Annotated in this window: 16 protein-coding genes; 5 read left to right on the top strand and 11 right to left on the bottom strand. The window is 73.8% G+C overall.

The genetic code is table 11. The annotated features are described in order from the left end of the window. Window positions 1-353 precede the first annotated feature (353 nt). On the bottom strand, window positions 354-737 hold the full coding sequence (locus ARTHRO9V_RS13660) for a hypothetical protein (RefSeq protein ID WP_159827916.1): 384 nt from the start codon (window positions 735-737) through the stop codon (window positions 354-356). Between the two features lie 146 nt (window positions 738-883). Here ARTHRO9V_RS13660 and ARTHRO9V_RS13655 point away from each other — a divergent pair, with 146 nt between their 5' ends. Next, window positions 884-1216, top strand: coding sequence for a hypothetical protein (locus tag ARTHRO9V_RS13655; protein ID WP_159827914.1), 333 nt, complete (start codon window positions 884-886; stop codon window positions 1214-1216). A gap of 84 nt (window positions 1217-1300) precedes the next feature. Here the strand turns inward: ARTHRO9V_RS13655 and ARTHRO9V_RS13650 are convergent, their stop codons facing one another. Further along, window positions 1301-1900: a DUF1684 domain-containing protein gene (locus ARTHRO9V_RS13650; RefSeq protein WP_370516211.1), complete on the bottom strand. Its 600-nt coding sequence runs from the start codon at window positions 1898-1900 to the stop codon at window positions 1301-1303. 251 nt (window positions 1901-2151) lie between these two features. On the opposite strand from ARTHRO9V_RS13650, the gene ARTHRO9V_RS13645 reads away from it, so the two are divergent. Then, a complete protein-coding gene (locus ARTHRO9V_RS13645; RefSeq protein WP_159827910.1) occupies window positions 2152-2655 on the top strand; it encodes a nucleoside deaminase in 504 nt (167 codons plus the stop codon). 67 nt (window positions 2656-2722) lie between these two features. Here ARTHRO9V_RS13645 and ARTHRO9V_RS13640 read toward each other — a convergent pair whose 3' ends face one another. Further along, entirely contained in the window at window positions 2723-3211 is a 489-nt protein-coding gene (locus tag ARTHRO9V_RS13640; protein ID WP_056043741.1) for a hypothetical protein, read from the bottom strand. 87 nt (window positions 3212-3298) lie between these two features. On the opposite strand from ARTHRO9V_RS13640, the gene ARTHRO9V_RS13635 reads away from it, so the two are divergent. Then, window positions 3299-3895: a hypothetical protein gene (locus ARTHRO9V_RS13635; protein ID WP_159827908.1), complete on the top strand. Its 597-nt coding sequence runs from the start codon at window positions 3299-3301 to the stop codon at window positions 3893-3895. 48 nt (window positions 3896-3943) lie between these two features. After that, window positions 3944-4249: a DUF427 domain-containing protein gene (locus ARTHRO9V_RS13630; protein ID WP_159827905.1), complete on the top strand. Its 306-nt coding sequence runs from the start codon at window positions 3944-3946 to the stop codon at window positions 4247-4249. A 225-nt stretch (window positions 4250-4474) separates the two neighbouring features. Here the strand turns inward: ARTHRO9V_RS13630 and ARTHRO9V_RS13625 are convergent, their stop codons facing one another. The 8 genes from ARTHRO9V_RS13625 to ARTHRO9V_RS13590 form a co-directional block, all read right to left on the bottom strand. Further along, window positions 4475-5119 carry a CGNR zinc finger domain-containing protein gene (locus tag ARTHRO9V_RS13625; protein ID WP_159827902.1) on the bottom strand — a complete coding sequence of 215 codons (645 nt, stop codon included), beginning with the start codon at window positions 5117-5119 and terminating at the stop codon, window positions 4475-4477. A gap of 73 nt (window positions 5120-5192) precedes the next feature. Then, window positions 5193-5648, bottom strand: coding sequence for a SprT-like domain-containing protein (locus tag ARTHRO9V_RS13620; protein ID WP_056043729.1), 456 nt, complete (start codon window positions 5646-5648; stop codon window positions 5193-5195). A gap of 21 nt (window positions 5649-5669) precedes the next feature. After that, the gene (locus tag ARTHRO9V_RS13615) at window positions 5670-6926 is read right to left on the bottom strand and encodes a hypothetical protein (RefSeq protein ID WP_159827899.1); all 1257 of its coding nucleotides are present in this window, start codon (window positions 6924-6926) and stop codon (window positions 5670-5672) included. Window positions 6927-7077: 151 nt separating this feature from the next. Then, window positions 7078-8286, bottom strand: a complete 1209-nt coding sequence (locus ARTHRO9V_RS13610; protein ID WP_159827896.1) for a sorbosone dehydrogenase family protein — start codon at window positions 8284-8286, stop codon at window positions 7078-7080. Between the two features lie 198 nt (window positions 8287-8484). Beyond that, on the bottom strand, window positions 8485-8889 hold the full coding sequence (locus ARTHRO9V_RS13605) for a flagellar assembly protein FliW (protein ID WP_056043721.1): 405 nt from the start codon (window positions 8887-8889) through the stop codon (window positions 8485-8487). Next, complete coding sequence (gene flgL, locus ARTHRO9V_RS13600) at window positions 8886-9770, bottom strand: flagellar hook-associated protein FlgL (protein WP_056043718.1); 885 nt, start codon at window positions 9768-9770, stop codon at window positions 8886-8888. Before flgL ends, ARTHRO9V_RS13605 begins: the two co-directional genes overlap by 4 nt. A 3-nt stretch (window positions 9771-9773) precedes the next feature. After that, window positions 9774-11198 carry a flagellar hook-associated protein FlgK gene (flgK, locus tag ARTHRO9V_RS13595; protein WP_370516206.1) on the bottom strand — a complete coding sequence of 475 codons (1425 nt, stop codon included), beginning with the start codon at window positions 11196-11198 and terminating at the stop codon, window positions 9774-9776. A 1-nt stretch (window position 11199) separates the two neighbouring features. Continuing rightward, the gene (locus ARTHRO9V_RS13590; protein WP_056043714.1) at window positions 11200-11703 is read right to left on the bottom strand and encodes a flagellar protein FlgN; all 504 of its coding nucleotides are present in this window, start codon (window positions 11701-11703) and stop codon (window positions 11200-11202) included. A 468-nt stretch (window positions 11704-12171) separates the two neighbouring features. Here ARTHRO9V_RS13590 and ARTHRO9V_RS13585 point away from each other — a divergent pair, with 468 nt between their 5' ends. After that, window positions 12172-12993, top strand: coding sequence for a sigma-70 family RNA polymerase sigma factor (locus ARTHRO9V_RS13585; protein ID WP_056043710.1), 822 nt, complete (start codon window positions 12172-12174; stop codon window positions 12991-12993). Window positions 12994-13021: the final 28 nt, after the last annotated feature.

Raw genomic sequence — 13021 nt, 5'->3', positions numbered from 1 at the left:
GAGGGCGGGGCAGTGCCGGGAGGACGGCTGTCGTAGCCGGGCTCGAGGTGTGGCGACGGTGCAGGTGTGCACGATCGTTTCGCCGCAGAGTGAGCTTCGCGCGCCTGCTGGTCTGCCTGGGTGTGTGCCAGGACGGAGAGGCGGTGAGGGGCGTGCTACGACGCAGGGAGCCGATCGGGCCGGCTCGCAAGTGAACCCAGCCTAGCGGCTGGCGCCGGAAAACGCGACGGGTGTGGTGTGCACGGCCGTGCGGGGCGCCGCGTGGCGGCGCCGGGGACGAGCCGAGGAGGCGCGGGTCGGCCCCTCGGGACGCCTCGCCCCCACCGCGCCTCCTGACCTCCGACGACCGTCCGCTACGAGAACAGGCGCCGGATGGCCTTGCCCAGCGCCGTGCGTCGGCGGTGCCAGCCGTGGGCTTCGAGGGTGCGCTTGACCGGGCCGACGACCTTCGCCGAGTTGAACGTGTACGAGCCGCTGACCGAGCCGCGCTGCCGCTCGACGCCGATCTCGGACCTCTTGTACTCGGAGGTCTCGGGGATCAGCGTGATGCGCAGCCGGTACGACTGCTCCCGGCTGCCGAACGGCCCCGACGCCTTGTCGTAGACCCAGGTGAAGACGATGCGTCCGCCCTCGATGCTCGTGGTGAAGGGATGCTCGGGTCGCGAGCCGAGGTCGAGCAGCGCCTGCGTCACGACCTGTGGGCTCGACGGGGTGGTGGGCGGCGTCGTCGGGGTCATGATCCGACGCTAGTCGACGTGCCCGTGAGGATCGACCTGTCGTTCTACCGGCCGGACGACGTGGTTGGCTGCACGTCGGGGGCGCGAGGGCCGCGGCTCCGGGGGCACGCACCGCGGTCTCCGCCTCGTCCGGAAGGTCTGCACCCATGCGCACATCGACAGTCGTCTCGAGCGTGATCACCGCCTCCGTCCTGGCGACGGCCCTGGCCGGATGCACCGCCTCGGCCTCGATCGACCGGACCGTGTCGTCCAGCGCCTTCGCCACCACGGTCGCCGACGCCCTCGAGAAGGAGGTCGGCACCCGCCCCGACGTCGACTGCGGCGACGACGCGGTCTCCGTCGTCGACCAGGCGGAGGTGCACTGCGACGTCAGGACCCCGGGCTCCGACGTCGTCTACGACTCGGTCTCGGTGATCAGCACGGACGGCGGTGACGACTACGGCGTCGCGGTGGAGGTCGACTCCGAGCCGAAGGGCTAGGCGCGCGTCCGCCCGCGGGGTTCGAGCGGTGCGCGCGTCCCCCGCGGGGTTCGAGCGATGCGCGCGTCCGCCCGCGGGCCCCGATCAGTGCGCGCGCCCGTACCGTTCGCCGACGGGGATCTCGACCGCGACCGTGTTGCCGGGCTGGGCGAGCGGGCAGGCCCAGGCGGGGTCGTAGGCGCAGCTGGGGTTGTACGCGAAGTTGAAGTCGAGCACGATCGTGCCGGGTTCGCCGCCGGCGCCGAGGTCGGCGCCCTTGACCGAGTCGATCAGGTAGCGCCCTCCGCCGTAGGTGCCGCCGGGCTTGCCCGCCAGCGCGTCCTTGATGGGGATGAACAGGCCGCCGGCGTACTGCGCCAGCTTCCACACGTCGAGGCTGCCGACGCCGGGCACGTCGGCCACGCCGACGAGGTCGAAGAGCACGTCGCCGTCGGTGCCGGTCTCGACCACCATGCGTCGCGGTTCGGCCGGCTCGACCGACACCTCGAAGCGCCAGGCCGGGTCGTACGGCTTCGTCGGCAGGCCGGTGAAGTCGGGGCGGTCCTCGGGCAGCAGCGGGGTCGAGGGGTGCGTCGAGAACAGCTCGTCGCGGGTGCGTCGCCACAGGTCGTGCGCCGCCGCCAGGTCGGTCGCCTCGCGCACGTCGCGGTAGAGCCCGTGGATCGTCCGCCGCCACGAGGCGATGTCGAGCGCTCCCTGGGCGGGCGTCGGGGAGGTGCTGTCGTCGGCGTCGGCGGTGGTCTCGGCAGAGGCGTCGACGCCGGCGTCGGCGGAGGTCTCACCGGTGGACGAGGAGGCGCGGGTCGGGTCGGTCACCTCTGCCACCGTACGCAGGCGGTCGCCGCGGTGCCCGTGGCTCGCTCACAGGCAGGTCGCCCGTCCACAGCTCGCCGTCCCGGCCGCGGCGGACGGCGCTCCCTGGCTACGCTCGCCCCATGACGACCGACACCACGACTCCCGACCCCACCGTCACCCCGGCCGACCTGGCGCGGTTGCACCGCGCGATCGAGGTCGCGCAGCAGGCTCGCGACCACGGCAACCATCCCTTCGGTTCCCTGGTGCTCACGGCCGACGGAGACGTGGTCGAGGCCGAGAACACGGTCGTCACCGAGGGCGACCCGACGGGCCACGCCGAGACGAACCTCGTCCGGCTCGTCGCGCAGCGCTTCGACAAGCCGACGCTCAAGGCCGCGACCCTCTACACGAGCACCGAACCGTGCGCGATGTGTGCCGGAGCGATCCACTGGGCCGGCATCGGCCGGGTCGTCTACGCGCTCGCCGAACAGCAGTTGCTCGGCATGGTCACCGAGCAGGAGGGCGAATCGACGCTCGACCTGCCCTGCCGCGAGGTCTTCGCTCGTGGGGGAGGCGCGGTGTCGGTGTCGGGGCCGGCCCTCCTCGACGAGGCCTCGGCCGTGCACGCCGGCTTCTGGGGCTGACGCGGAGCGGTCGACCTGCGACGGCCGACCTGCCACGGCTGAGTGCTGCTGCGGACCGCGGAGCGGGTCAGACGTGCTTCGGGTGGGTCGACGCCCCGCGCCAGGTCGGGGCGAGGGCCTTCATCCGCAGGGCGCGCCACTGCCAGGTCGCCCAGAGCCCGGGCCAGAGCACGAGGCCCAGCGCCCCGGCGTGGAACTCGAGCCGGTCGCGCAACAGCGTGTGGCCCGGACCGTCCGGCACGACGGCCATCCGGTGGTTGATGCGCATGCGGGCGAACTGGCCACTCGTGCCACGCCCGGTGTCTCGCTGGATCCACGCACCGTCGCGCTCGTGCCAGTCGAGGTCGACGTGCGTGCTGCCGAGCGGCAGGACGCCGAGGATGCTCGCCGACACCGGGTGCGCCTCCTCGGTCCAGCGGTCGGGGAAGCCCGACGGCGACTCGGAGCGGTAGACCACCAGCGGCTTCGTCACGGCGACCATCACCCGAGGGTCGCGCAGGGCGTCGGTCGCGACATCGACGGGGCAGGCGAGGCGGAGCTTGAGCTGCACGTGCATGCCCCGATCCAACTCCCGCCGCCTGATCGCACGTCACGTCGCGTCACGCACGGGCGACGTCCGAGCGCGGCTGCCTACGCTGGTCGGATGAGTCCGCACGGCCAGCAGAAGTACCAGGTGAGGTTCGACCACGGCGTGGCCGGAGCCGCCCGCATCGCCCCGGGCGCGCACGTCGTCGTCGTGGTCGACGTGATCGACGGGCACGGCACGCTGACGCGGGACGAGACCGTGCGCGTCGTCGCCGGTCTGCCCGAGGTCGCGAGCGGGGCCGACGTCCTGGTCGTCACCGGCGCCGGGGCGGCGCCCGAGGTGGCCCGGCACGTGGTCGAGCGTCAGGCCCGACGGGGCGACCGTGCCCTCGTGGCGATCGTCGCCGCGGGAGCGGTCGACGCGGACGGGTTCCGGCCCGCCGTCGAGGACCAGCTCACCGCCGGGGCGGTGGTCGACGCGCTCGCCGCGGTCGGCATCGACTTCTCGTCGCCCGAGGCCGCCGTCGCCTGCGCCGCCTCCGGGGCGCTGGCCCGGGCCTCGTCGCACCTGCTGACGGCCTCGGCCTCGGCGGCCGAGCTGGTCGCCACCGACCGGGGCGACGTGGTCGACGCGGCCCGCGCCTCCTCGTCCTCCGCTGCCTTTGCCGTCGTGGCCCCGTCGGGCTCCCGAGGGGAATTCACCCCCTCGGCGTAGCGTTGCGGCCAGAGCGACCCGAACGTCGCCCCGACCGCAGGAGGAACCATGAAGGCAGTGCTCACCGACGGAACCGTCGTCGCCGAGGCCCCGAAGGACGAGCTGATCTCGATCGAGGGCAACTGGTACTTCCCGCCCGCGAGCGTGAACTCCGACCTGCTGACCGAGAGCCCCACCCAGTACCACTGCCCGTGGAAGGGCGACACGCAGTACTTCAGCGTCACGTCGGGCGACGACCTGCTGCAGGACCGTGCCTGGAGCTACCCGACCCCGATCCCGTCCTCGTTCGACCGCGTCGGCAAGGACTACTCGGGCTACGTCGCCTTCTGGAAGGACGTCTCGGTCGTCGACTGACCGACCGTCCCCTCCGTGCTCGATGCGGCCCCAGCCGGGGCCGCACCGCTCACGCCGCCACGTACTCGACAACCCGCCACCGAATCGCGTGGCGGGTTGTTCCGTTCGTGGCGTAGAGGGGCAGAGAGCGATCGTGGGCGGCAGGTCGGGGCGGCAAGCCGAAGCGGTGGCCGAGCGGGGCGGCCCGGCGACCGGAGCGCACGAAAGGCCTGCGCGGCTCCCTGCTCAGGCGCGGGCGGCGCGGGCCCGGTGCGCCCGGACCTTGGCCCGGTTGCCGCACCGCTGCATCGAGCACCAGCGGCGGCTGCCCGCGCGCGACTCGTCGAAGAAGACGAGCCCGCACGCCTCGTTCGTGCACCGACGGAGGCGCGAGTCCGGTCCGCCGACGAAGCCGACGGCCGTGAAGAGGGTCACCGCGTCGCGCGCGACCGACGCCATCGCCTGCCCGAGCCGCAGGCGCCCGGCCCCGGCCTGGCGTCGTCCGCCCTCGAGCGACGGCGGGACGTCGGGCAGGGCTGCGAACAGGTTGAGGGTGTCGACGTCGTCGGGATCGCTCGAGGTGCCGTCGGCCGCGGCGACCGCGAGCCGGGCGACCGCGTCGCGCAGGCCCCGGGCGTCGGCGAGCTCGCGGTCGCCGGCCGAGCCCGCGATGCCGTCGAAGCGCTCGCCGATCCAGTCGTCGAGGTCGGCGGGCAGCAGGAGGCCGTCCCAGGGGGTCGACCCGTCGGCGGGCAGGTCGAGGCCCGACTCCGGGCCGAACCGCGACCCGGCACGGAACCCGCCGAGGTACGCGAAGTCGAGGCTGAGCGCGCCCGAGTCGAAGAACCACCGGGTGTCGGTGTCGGATCTGAGCCACTGTCCGGTCTGCACCTGACCACCCTAACCGGTTACGCGCCTCCCGACGGCCCTCGTCCGGCGCGGACCGGGCCCGGGAGGCGCGGCGTCAGACCGCGCGCTTCGTCCAGGTGATGAGGTGGGCCGGGTCGTACCGCCGCGAGCACTTCCCGCAGGCGAGGGGTCGCGCCGGTTGACGGTAGCGGTAGTGCTCGTGCCCCGCCGGACAGACCCCGACCCACGGGGCGAGCTCGCTGGCGATGGCTCCGTCGTGCAGGCGCGAGCCGACGTAGCCCAGGTCGGTGGCGACGGCCTTCCACCGGGGACCGTGACCGGCGCGGGAGCCGGCGAGGGCGTGGGCGACCTCGTGGAGCAGCACCTGGTGGATCTCGTCGTCGTCGTAGCGGCCGGCGAGGTGCCGCGAGACCGTGATGCGCTTGGTCGTGTAGTTGCATAGGCCCGCGCGCGTCTTGGCGTTGTCGAAGCCGAAGGTCCACACGGCGGGGTCGAGGTGCAGGTCGATGAGCGCGGCGGCCCAGCGCCGCACCCGGTCGAGGTCGGCCACGTCGAGGTCAGGAGGCGCGGGTCAGCGCCGCGGGAACGGCCAGGTGGTGGGCTCGTCGTCGCGCGGGAGGCCGTCGACCACGCCGGTCACGCCGGTGCCGCCCGTGCGGGGGCGGTCCCCGGTGCGGCCCTCGTCGGCGCCGCGACGCTCGGCGTCGCCCCGCCGCTCGGCGTCGAACTCGTCGGAGTCGCGGTCGCGGTGACCCGCGGCGCGCTCGGCGAGGTGGCTGATCTTGCCCCAGAGCCCACCGTCGCGTGGTGCGGCCGGAGCCGTCGCGGCGACCTTCTCGGCACGGGCGGCGGCGGCCTCGGCCACCGGCGACGCGGCGGCCTCGTCGGGCATGGACTCGGGGTCGAAGCTGATCGCGGCGGTGCGCGCGGCGTCCATGGGCTGGCGGGCGGGGACGGCCTCGGCCCCCGCGCCGTCGCCGGCGGCCGCGGCCGCGGTGCCCGCGGGCACCTCCGGAGCAGAAGCCGGGGCGGGAGCGGACGCCGGCGTCGACGTGGGCGCACCACCGTGGAGCGAGGCGATGCCGTCGAAGCGGGGCACCTGGGTCCGGCCCTGGGATCGGGCCGGGGCAGGGGCCGACGTCGGCGCCGCGGTCAGGGGCTGGAGCGGCACCGGGTTCGTGTCACCCACGGCCGGGGCCTCGAGTCGTGGCTGCGGGCCGGTGTCGCTGAGGTAGGCGCGCATGACGCCCTCGATCGCGACGCGCAGGCCGTTCGTGCGGTCGCGCGGGGCACCGGATGCCTCGTACGCCTCGAGCGCCTTGGCCAGGGTCTCGCGCGCTTCTTCGTTGCGGCCCAGGTCGTAGAGCGTGTAGCCCTCGAGCTCGGCGGCGGCGGCCTCGAGCTCGCGCCATTCTTCGGTGGCGGCCGTGATGCGGCTGGTGTGCAGGTCGTTCAGCGCACGGTCGAGCTTGCCCTGTTCGCGGAAGATGTGGGCCCGTCGGATGCGGGCCGCCGTCGAGTCGGCCCGGTCGCCGGTGAAGTGCGCCAGACGGAACGCCTCTTCGGCGATGGCCAGGGCTTCGTCGAGGCGGCCGAGCAGGCGCAGCAGGTCGGCGCGCTCGCCGAGGGCTGCGGTGCTGCGGCTCTGGCCCAGGGCGGCGAGGCGGGCCTCGGCGACGGGCACGTCGACGGCCGTGCGCAGGCTGACGGGGTCGAAGCCGCCGGCACCACCGGTCCCGCGCACGACGGGCGCGGCGAACCCCGGCGGCACGGTCTGGGGGCGGGCGCTGCCGGGTGCTGTCGTGTCGGGTCGGTCGTGCTGGCTCATCGAGTACGAGGGTAACCGCCCGGCCCCCGAACAGGCCGCGCGGCGCGCAGCGTGTGAGCGAGTGTCGGGGCCGGTGTGCGAACCCGACCCGCGCCTCCTGGGGCCGGTGTGCGGAACCCGACCCGCGCCTCCTCCGGTGGCGCCGGCCGGGTCAGGGGGCCGGGGTGAGGGGGACGCTGACGATGCGGTCGTCGCCGGCGCTCGGCGTGCCGCGCCCGTCCGTGTTGTTCGTCACGAGCCAGAGGGTGCCGTCGGGACCGGGCAGGACGTCGCGGATGCGGCCGAGCGACCGGTCGCCGGCGAAGAGTTCGGTCGGCACGGCCTCGGAGCCGGGAGCCACCTGGATCTCGAACAGCTTCTCGCCGCCGAGCCCGGCCAGGTAGAGCGTCGTGCCGACCGCCGTGAGGCCGCTCGGGCTGGCGTCGTCGGTCGACCACTGCAGTACCGGGTCCGTGGAGCCCGCGACGTCGCCGCGCCCCTCGACGTCCGGCCAGCCGTAGTTCGCCCCGGGCTCGAGGGCGTTGAGCTCGTCGTAGGTGTTCTGCCCGAACTCGGCCGCCCAGGCGGCGCCGGTGGCGTCCCAGGCGATGCCCTGCGGGTTGCGGTGGCCGAGCGAGTAGACGAGCGACCCGGGTTCGGGGTTGTCGTCGGGCACGCCGCCGATCGCGGTCGCGCGCAGCACCTTTCCGCCGAGCGAGCCGGGGTCCTGGGCGTTCGGCCGCTGGTTCGCGTCGCCGGTCGTCACGTACAGGGCCCCGTCCGGGCCGAACGCGATGCGGCCGCCGTCGTGGTTGCTCGCCCTGGGGATGCCCGTGATCACCGTCTCCTGCTCGCCCAGGCCGTACGAGCCGACCTCACCCGTGATCGGCGCGCGCACGACGCGGTTGTCGTCGGCGGTGGTGGCGTAGGCGTAGAGGTACGACGGCGACCCCGCGAGCACGGCCAGGCCGAGCAACCCGCCCTCGCCCTCGTGCACGACCCCGCCGATGGTGCCGGCCTCGCGCGTGCTGCCGTCGGCGAGCAGTTCGAGCACGGTGCCGGTGTCGCGCAGGCTGACGAACGACGACCCGGTGTCGAGTCGCACGACCGACCAGGGGGCGGCCAGGTCCGTGGCGACGTCGGTCGTCACGGCGTCGGCCGCGACGGTGACGGCGGTCGCGTCGGCGGTCGGCGCGACCGGACCGGGTCCGGCGGCGGCCGTCGGGTCGGTCGGGGTCTCGGACGCCGGACGCGTGGCGGCCGGACCGCCCGAACCCGGGGCGTCGTCCCCGGTGGAGCAGCCGACGAGCAGGACGGCGGTGACCGCCGCCATCGTGCCGACGGCGAACCGGTGCCGTGTGGTGCGGGGTGTCGTGATCATGATCGCGCCTCCTGCGTCCCAGGCAAGCCGATGGGCGCGACGGCCGCATCGGTCGTCACCACACCGTGACCGCCTTCGCAGCCCGTGCCCAGCCGAGGGGCGAACCCGTGCCCAGCCGAGGGGCGAGCCGGTGCCCAGCCGAGGGGCGAACCCGTACCCAGCCGACGGGCGACCCGGTGCCCGACCGCCGGCAGGTGGCTACGCGCGGGGGCTCAGCTCGGCGCGCAGCGGCCAGTCCTGGCCTTCGAGGATCAACTGGGCGCCCGCTCCGGTGCGCACGTTGACCACGATCGGCGCGAGCAGGTTGACGGTCATGCCGGTCGACGCGGGTGTCGCGACGACGAGCAGCAGGGCGTCGGCGGCGTCCTGCAGGTCGAGGGTGGCGGACTGGTCGTCCGACACGACGGGCGAGTAGTCGGGCAGGTGCACCGACGCGTCGAGCACGAACAGTCGCACCTCGGACCCGTTCGCCCGCAGGGCGAAGAGCCCGTGGGCGCCGTCGATGCGCTCGAGCGAGAAGTCGGTGAGCGGCTCGAGACCGAACGGAGGCGCGACGAACGTCACGACGGAGCCCGCGACCTCGCGGGCGGCGTTCGCGCTCATCGGAGGAAGTCCATCAGCGTGGGCTGCAGCACCTTGGCGGTGACCGCGAGGGCCGCCTGGTACGAGGTGTTCTGCATCTGCAGGTCGAGCACGGCCTCGCCGAGATCGAGGTCCATGATGCCGGCGCGCTGCGCCTCCAGCGTGGTCTTGGTGTCCAAGAGGGTGTCCTCGGCTCTCAGGATCTGGGACTGTCGTGCCCCGATGTCGGACTGTACGCCGCGCACGGCCGTCAACCGGGCGTCGACCTCGGTGAGCCGCGTGCCGACGTTGACGCCGGCCCGCAGGTCGGTGGCGATGCGGTCGAGCATGCTGAAGACCGAGTCGGCGCCGGTGCCGAAGGCGGCGGCTCCGTCGGCGTCGACGCGCACGTCGGTCTCGACGCCGATCTGGCGGGTGACCGACGAGCCCGGGGTGCCGGTGTAGCTGAAGTCGGGGCGGAAGGCGACGCCCGCGTCCGACGTGCCGGCGAAGACGCTGCGGCCGTTGTACGAGGTGTTCGCCACGGCGAGCAGGTCGGCCTTGAGGCCGTCGATCTCGGTCGCGATGGCGTCGAGGGCGGGTTGCGACAACGCACCGGTGTTGGCGCCCTGCACCGTGAGGTCGCGCACCTTCTTGAGCACGTCGTCGGTGGACGACAGCGCCGAGTCGGCCAGCGAGAGCCACCCGTTGCCGTCGCCGACGTTGCGGGAGAACTGCACGTTGGCCGCCTGCTCGGCCTTGACCCGCAGGGCGTCCGCCGTGCCGGCCGGATCGTCCGACGGCTTCGAGATGCGGTCGAGGCTCGCGGCCCGCTGCTGGGCCTGGTCGACCCGGTACGAGCTGGTCTGCAGGTTGCGCTGCGCGGTGAGCATCGCCATCTGGTTCGTGGTGCGGGTGATCATCGGTTACCTCCCGACCCGTCCCATGCCGTTGATCAACGTGTCGAGCATCTCGTCGATCGCGGTCATGACGCGGGCCGCGCCCTGGTAGGCGTGCTGATAGGTGAGCAGGTTGACGTTCTCCTCGTCGAGGCTGACCCCGGCGGTCGAGAGCTGGCGCCCCTTGGCGGACGTCGCCGCGAGGTCGGTGAGGGTCGAGCGGTCGGCCTCGGTGCGCGCCGTGGCCCCGATCGTGCTGACGATCGAGCCCCAGGCGCGGTCGGGCGATCCGGACGAGAGTCCGATCCGGCCGACGGCGCGGGCGATCGACCCGTCGAGGGCGCCTCCCGTGCCGTTGCCCGACGCGATGGTCGAGGCGCCGGTCGGCAGCACGATGAGGCCGCGCGCGGCGGGCACCCCGGCGGTGAGGGCGAAGAAGTCGTGGCCCGTGGTGCCGTCGGCGGTCGTGCCGGTCGCGTGCACGGCGTTCACCTGGCTGGCGAGCTGGGTCGCGAGGGCGTCGTAGCTCGCGGCGGCCTCGGCCAGCACCCCGCCGGTGCCGCCGGGCGCGGCCGGGGCGAGCACCGACAGCGAACCGGCGATGCTGCCGCCGTCGAGCGAGATCGGGTCGCCGGCGCGGTGGGTCCACTCGAGCGAGACCCCCGAGGAGGCGGTGGCCAGCGTGTAGTCGCCGGTCACCTTCACCTGGCGGGCCGAGTCGCCCGACACGAGGGCGTTGCCGCCGACCAGGACGTCGACCGTGCCGTCCGCGTTGTCGCGCACCGTGCCTCCGGCGAGCGTCGCGATCTTCTCGGTCAGTGCCGAGCGGGCGTCCACCAGTTCGTTGGTGCTGACGCCCTGCTGGGTCGCGGTGCGGATGCGCACGTTGAGGTCGGCCACCTGGGTCGCGGCCGAGTTGAGCTGCGAGGCGAGGCCGTCGAGCTGCTGACGCTGCGAGGTCCACTGGTCGTCGACGGCCTTGTAGCCGGTCGAGAGGGTCTGGGCGATCGTGTTCGCCTGGCCGAGCAGGACGGCCGCAGGGGCCGCAGCCGAGGGGTCGTTCGACACGTCCTGCCAGGCGGACCAGAACTTCGTCAGCTGCGAGGCGATGCCGGTCGTGCTGGGCTCGTTCAGGGACGACTCCAGGGCGGCCGTGACCGACGCCCGCACGCCCTGGTAGCCGGCTGCCCCGGCGGCGCCGCGGACCTGGGCGTCGGCGAACCGGTCGCCGATGCGGGCGATGCCGTCGACCGACACGCCCTGTCCGGGCTGGACGCCGTTCGAGAACACGCCCACGCGGGCGGCCGCCTCGATCGAGGACTGCGTGACCCGTTGCCGCGTGTAGCCCTCGGTGTTGACGTTGGCGATGTTCTGGCCGACGACGTCGAGCCCGGTGCGGGCCGCGGTCAGCCCGCGGTAGGCGGTGGCCAGGCTGCCGAAGGTGCTCACCACGTCAGAGCCGCCCGTCGAAGAGGTGACCGCCGGAGGCGCTGGCCGAGCTCGCGTGACCGGTCTGGCCCGTCGCGTCGTACGTCGCGGTCGCGGGGCCCGTGGACGCGGTGGCCAGGGTCTCCTGCGTGGCGCGGGCGGCGGCCCGCAGGAAGCGTTCGTTCTCGTCGCGCAGCTGGGCGATGCGCCCGGTCAGCTCGGTCATGGCGCGGAGGTGGGCGGTGAAGATCTCGCCCCACGGGCCGGACGGTGCCGCGGAGATGATCTCGCGCAGGGGGGCCTCCTCGTCGGTTCCCCACTCGCGGGCGACGGCCGACACCTCGACGCTGCGCTCGAGCCCCGCGGAACGGAGGCGACCGAGCACCTGCTCGACCTCGCGCGTGGCGTGGTCGACCCAGCGGCTGCGGCCCGCGGTGAGCAGCAGTTGCTCCTCCTCGAGCTTGAAGGTCAGCAGCTCGAGCAGCTCGCGCTCTCGCCAGAGCAGCGCGGAGAGTTCGTTCGCGCCCATGGGGGCCTCCTCGGTCGGTCGCATCGGGGTGTCGGGTTCGTCGTCCGTCGGCGAGGAGTGCCCGGCGTCCTCTGCACCGGTGACTATCGGCGGAGGCGCGGGGCCCGTTAGTCATCGGCCCGAACCCTGCACCTAGCCTTAAAGCACCGCTCGGAGGAAGGGGCGTTCCGACCCAGTACGGGGGTGAGGGCACGAGGTGTGTCCCCCGAAGAGATGACGGTCGTTCCCCCGCACTGGGGGCAGTCCCGGCCTGCCGCCGCCCCCCTCCGGCTCGGTAGCGTTGCAGAGCAGCGACGGGCCCCCGACGGGTCGGTCGCCACGCATCATCTGCGGTCCGGACGACGTCTCGTCCGGTGCACCGCGCCTCCTCGGCGAACCCTTTCGACGTGCCCTGATCAGAGGGCCGTTCGTCGCGCCCGGAGTCACGATCACCGGACCACGAGGTCCCCTATCGCACTGGGAGTCGCGATGAACCGCACCGAACGGAACGCCATGGTGGTGGAGAACCTGCCACTGGTCGGCTACCTCGTCTCGGAGGTGTGCGCCCGCGCCACCCACCTGTCGCGTGACGACCTCGCCTCGGTCGGGGCCGTCGCCCTCGTCCAGGCCGCCGACGCCTTCGACCCCACGCTCGGCATCCCGTTCGGCGCCTACGCCCGCACCCGCATCGTCGGCGCGTTCGCCGACGACATGCGCTCGGGGGACTGGGCCAGCCGCGGCACCCGCAAGCGCATCAAGGAGACCCTGGCCGTCCAGGAGGCGCTCACCGCGACCCTGGGACGCGCCCCGAGCGTCGACGAGATCGCCGGTGCCCTCGGCGTCGACCGCCAGACGGCGGCCGGTGCCCTGACCGACGCGGCCCGGACCGTCTCGGCCCTCGACGACACCGTCGCCGACCACCTCGCGGCCGACCTGCCGCTGCCCGAGGAGAACCTGCTCGTCTCGGAGCGCAGCCGCTACGTCGCCGCCGCGGTCGAGGCCCTGCCCGAGCGCATGCGCCTGATCGTCGAGGGCGTCTACTTCGGTGACCGCACGGTCACCGAGATCGCCGACGAGCTCGGCATCACCCACAGCGCCGTCTCGCAGCAGCGCACCGAGGCGGTCCGCCTGCTGCGCGACGCCCTCGAGTCGCACTACGCCGACGACCCCGACGCCGAGTTCACGCCGGTCTCGAAGACCGCGCCGGCCCGCCGCAGCGCGTACCTGTCGCGCGTCGCGACGAACGCCGCCGTCGGCATCGCCCGCGCCATGCGCGAGCCCGACGCCGCCGGCATCAGCACGGCGGTCTGAGATCGCCTGAAAAAACTTCTGCGGCTGA

The organism is Frigoribacterium sp. 9N (genome assembly GCF_902506305.1).
Taxonomy (GTDB): Bacteria; Actinomycetota; Actinomycetes; order Actinomycetales; family Microbacteriaceae; genus Frigoribacterium.
The sequence above is the reverse complement of the archived record's forward strand: the minus strand, read 5'-3'. Positions and strand labels throughout refer to the sequence as shown.

Bases quoted from the DNA above. Each gene is read 5' to 3' on its own strand.
- ARTHRO9V_RS13630 (WP_159827905.1), top strand. From the start codon at position 3,944: ATGAAGGCAGTGCTCACCGACGGAACCGTCGTCGCCGAGGCCCCGAAG.
- ARTHRO9V_RS13605 (WP_056043721.1), bottom strand. From the start codon at position 8,889: ATGAGCGCGAACGCCGCCCGCGAGGTCGCGGGCTCCGTCGTGACGTTC.
- ARTHRO9V_RS13615 (WP_159827899.1), bottom strand. From the start codon at position 6,926: ATGAGCCAGCACGACCGACCCGACACGACAGCACCCGGCAGCGCCCGC.
- ARTHRO9V_RS13645 (WP_159827910.1), top strand. From the start codon at position 2,152: ATGACGACCGACACCACGACTCCCGACCCCACCGTCACCCCGGCCGAC.
- ARTHRO9V_RS13635 (WP_159827908.1), top strand. From the start codon at position 3,299: ATGAGTCCGCACGGCCAGCAGAAGTACCAGGTGAGGTTCGACCACGGC.
- ARTHRO9V_RS13585 (WP_056043710.1), top strand. From the start codon at position 12,172: ATGAACCGCACCGAACGGAACGCCATGGTGGTGGAGAACCTGCCACTG.
- ARTHRO9V_RS13655 (WP_159827914.1), top strand. From the start codon at position 884: ATGCGCACATCGACAGTCGTCTCGAGCGTGATCACCGCCTCCGTCCTG.
- ARTHRO9V_RS13660 (WP_159827916.1), bottom strand. From the start codon at position 737: ATGACCCCGACGACGCCGCCCACCACCCCGTCGAGCCCACAGGTCGTG.
- flgL (WP_056043718.1), bottom strand. From the start codon at position 9,770: ATGATCACCCGCACCACGAACCAGATGGCGATGCTCACCGCGCAGCGC.
- ARTHRO9V_RS13640 (WP_056043741.1), bottom strand. From the start codon at position 3,211: ATGCACGTGCAGCTCAAGCTCCGCCTCGCCTGCCCCGTCGATGTCGCG.
- ARTHRO9V_RS13610 (WP_159827896.1), bottom strand. From the start codon at position 8,286: ATGATCACGACACCCCGCACCACACGGCACCGGTTCGCCGTCGGCACG.
- ARTHRO9V_RS13590 (WP_056043714.1), bottom strand. From the start codon at position 11,703: ATGGGCGCGAACGAACTCTCCGCGCTGCTCTGGCGAGAGCGCGAGCTG.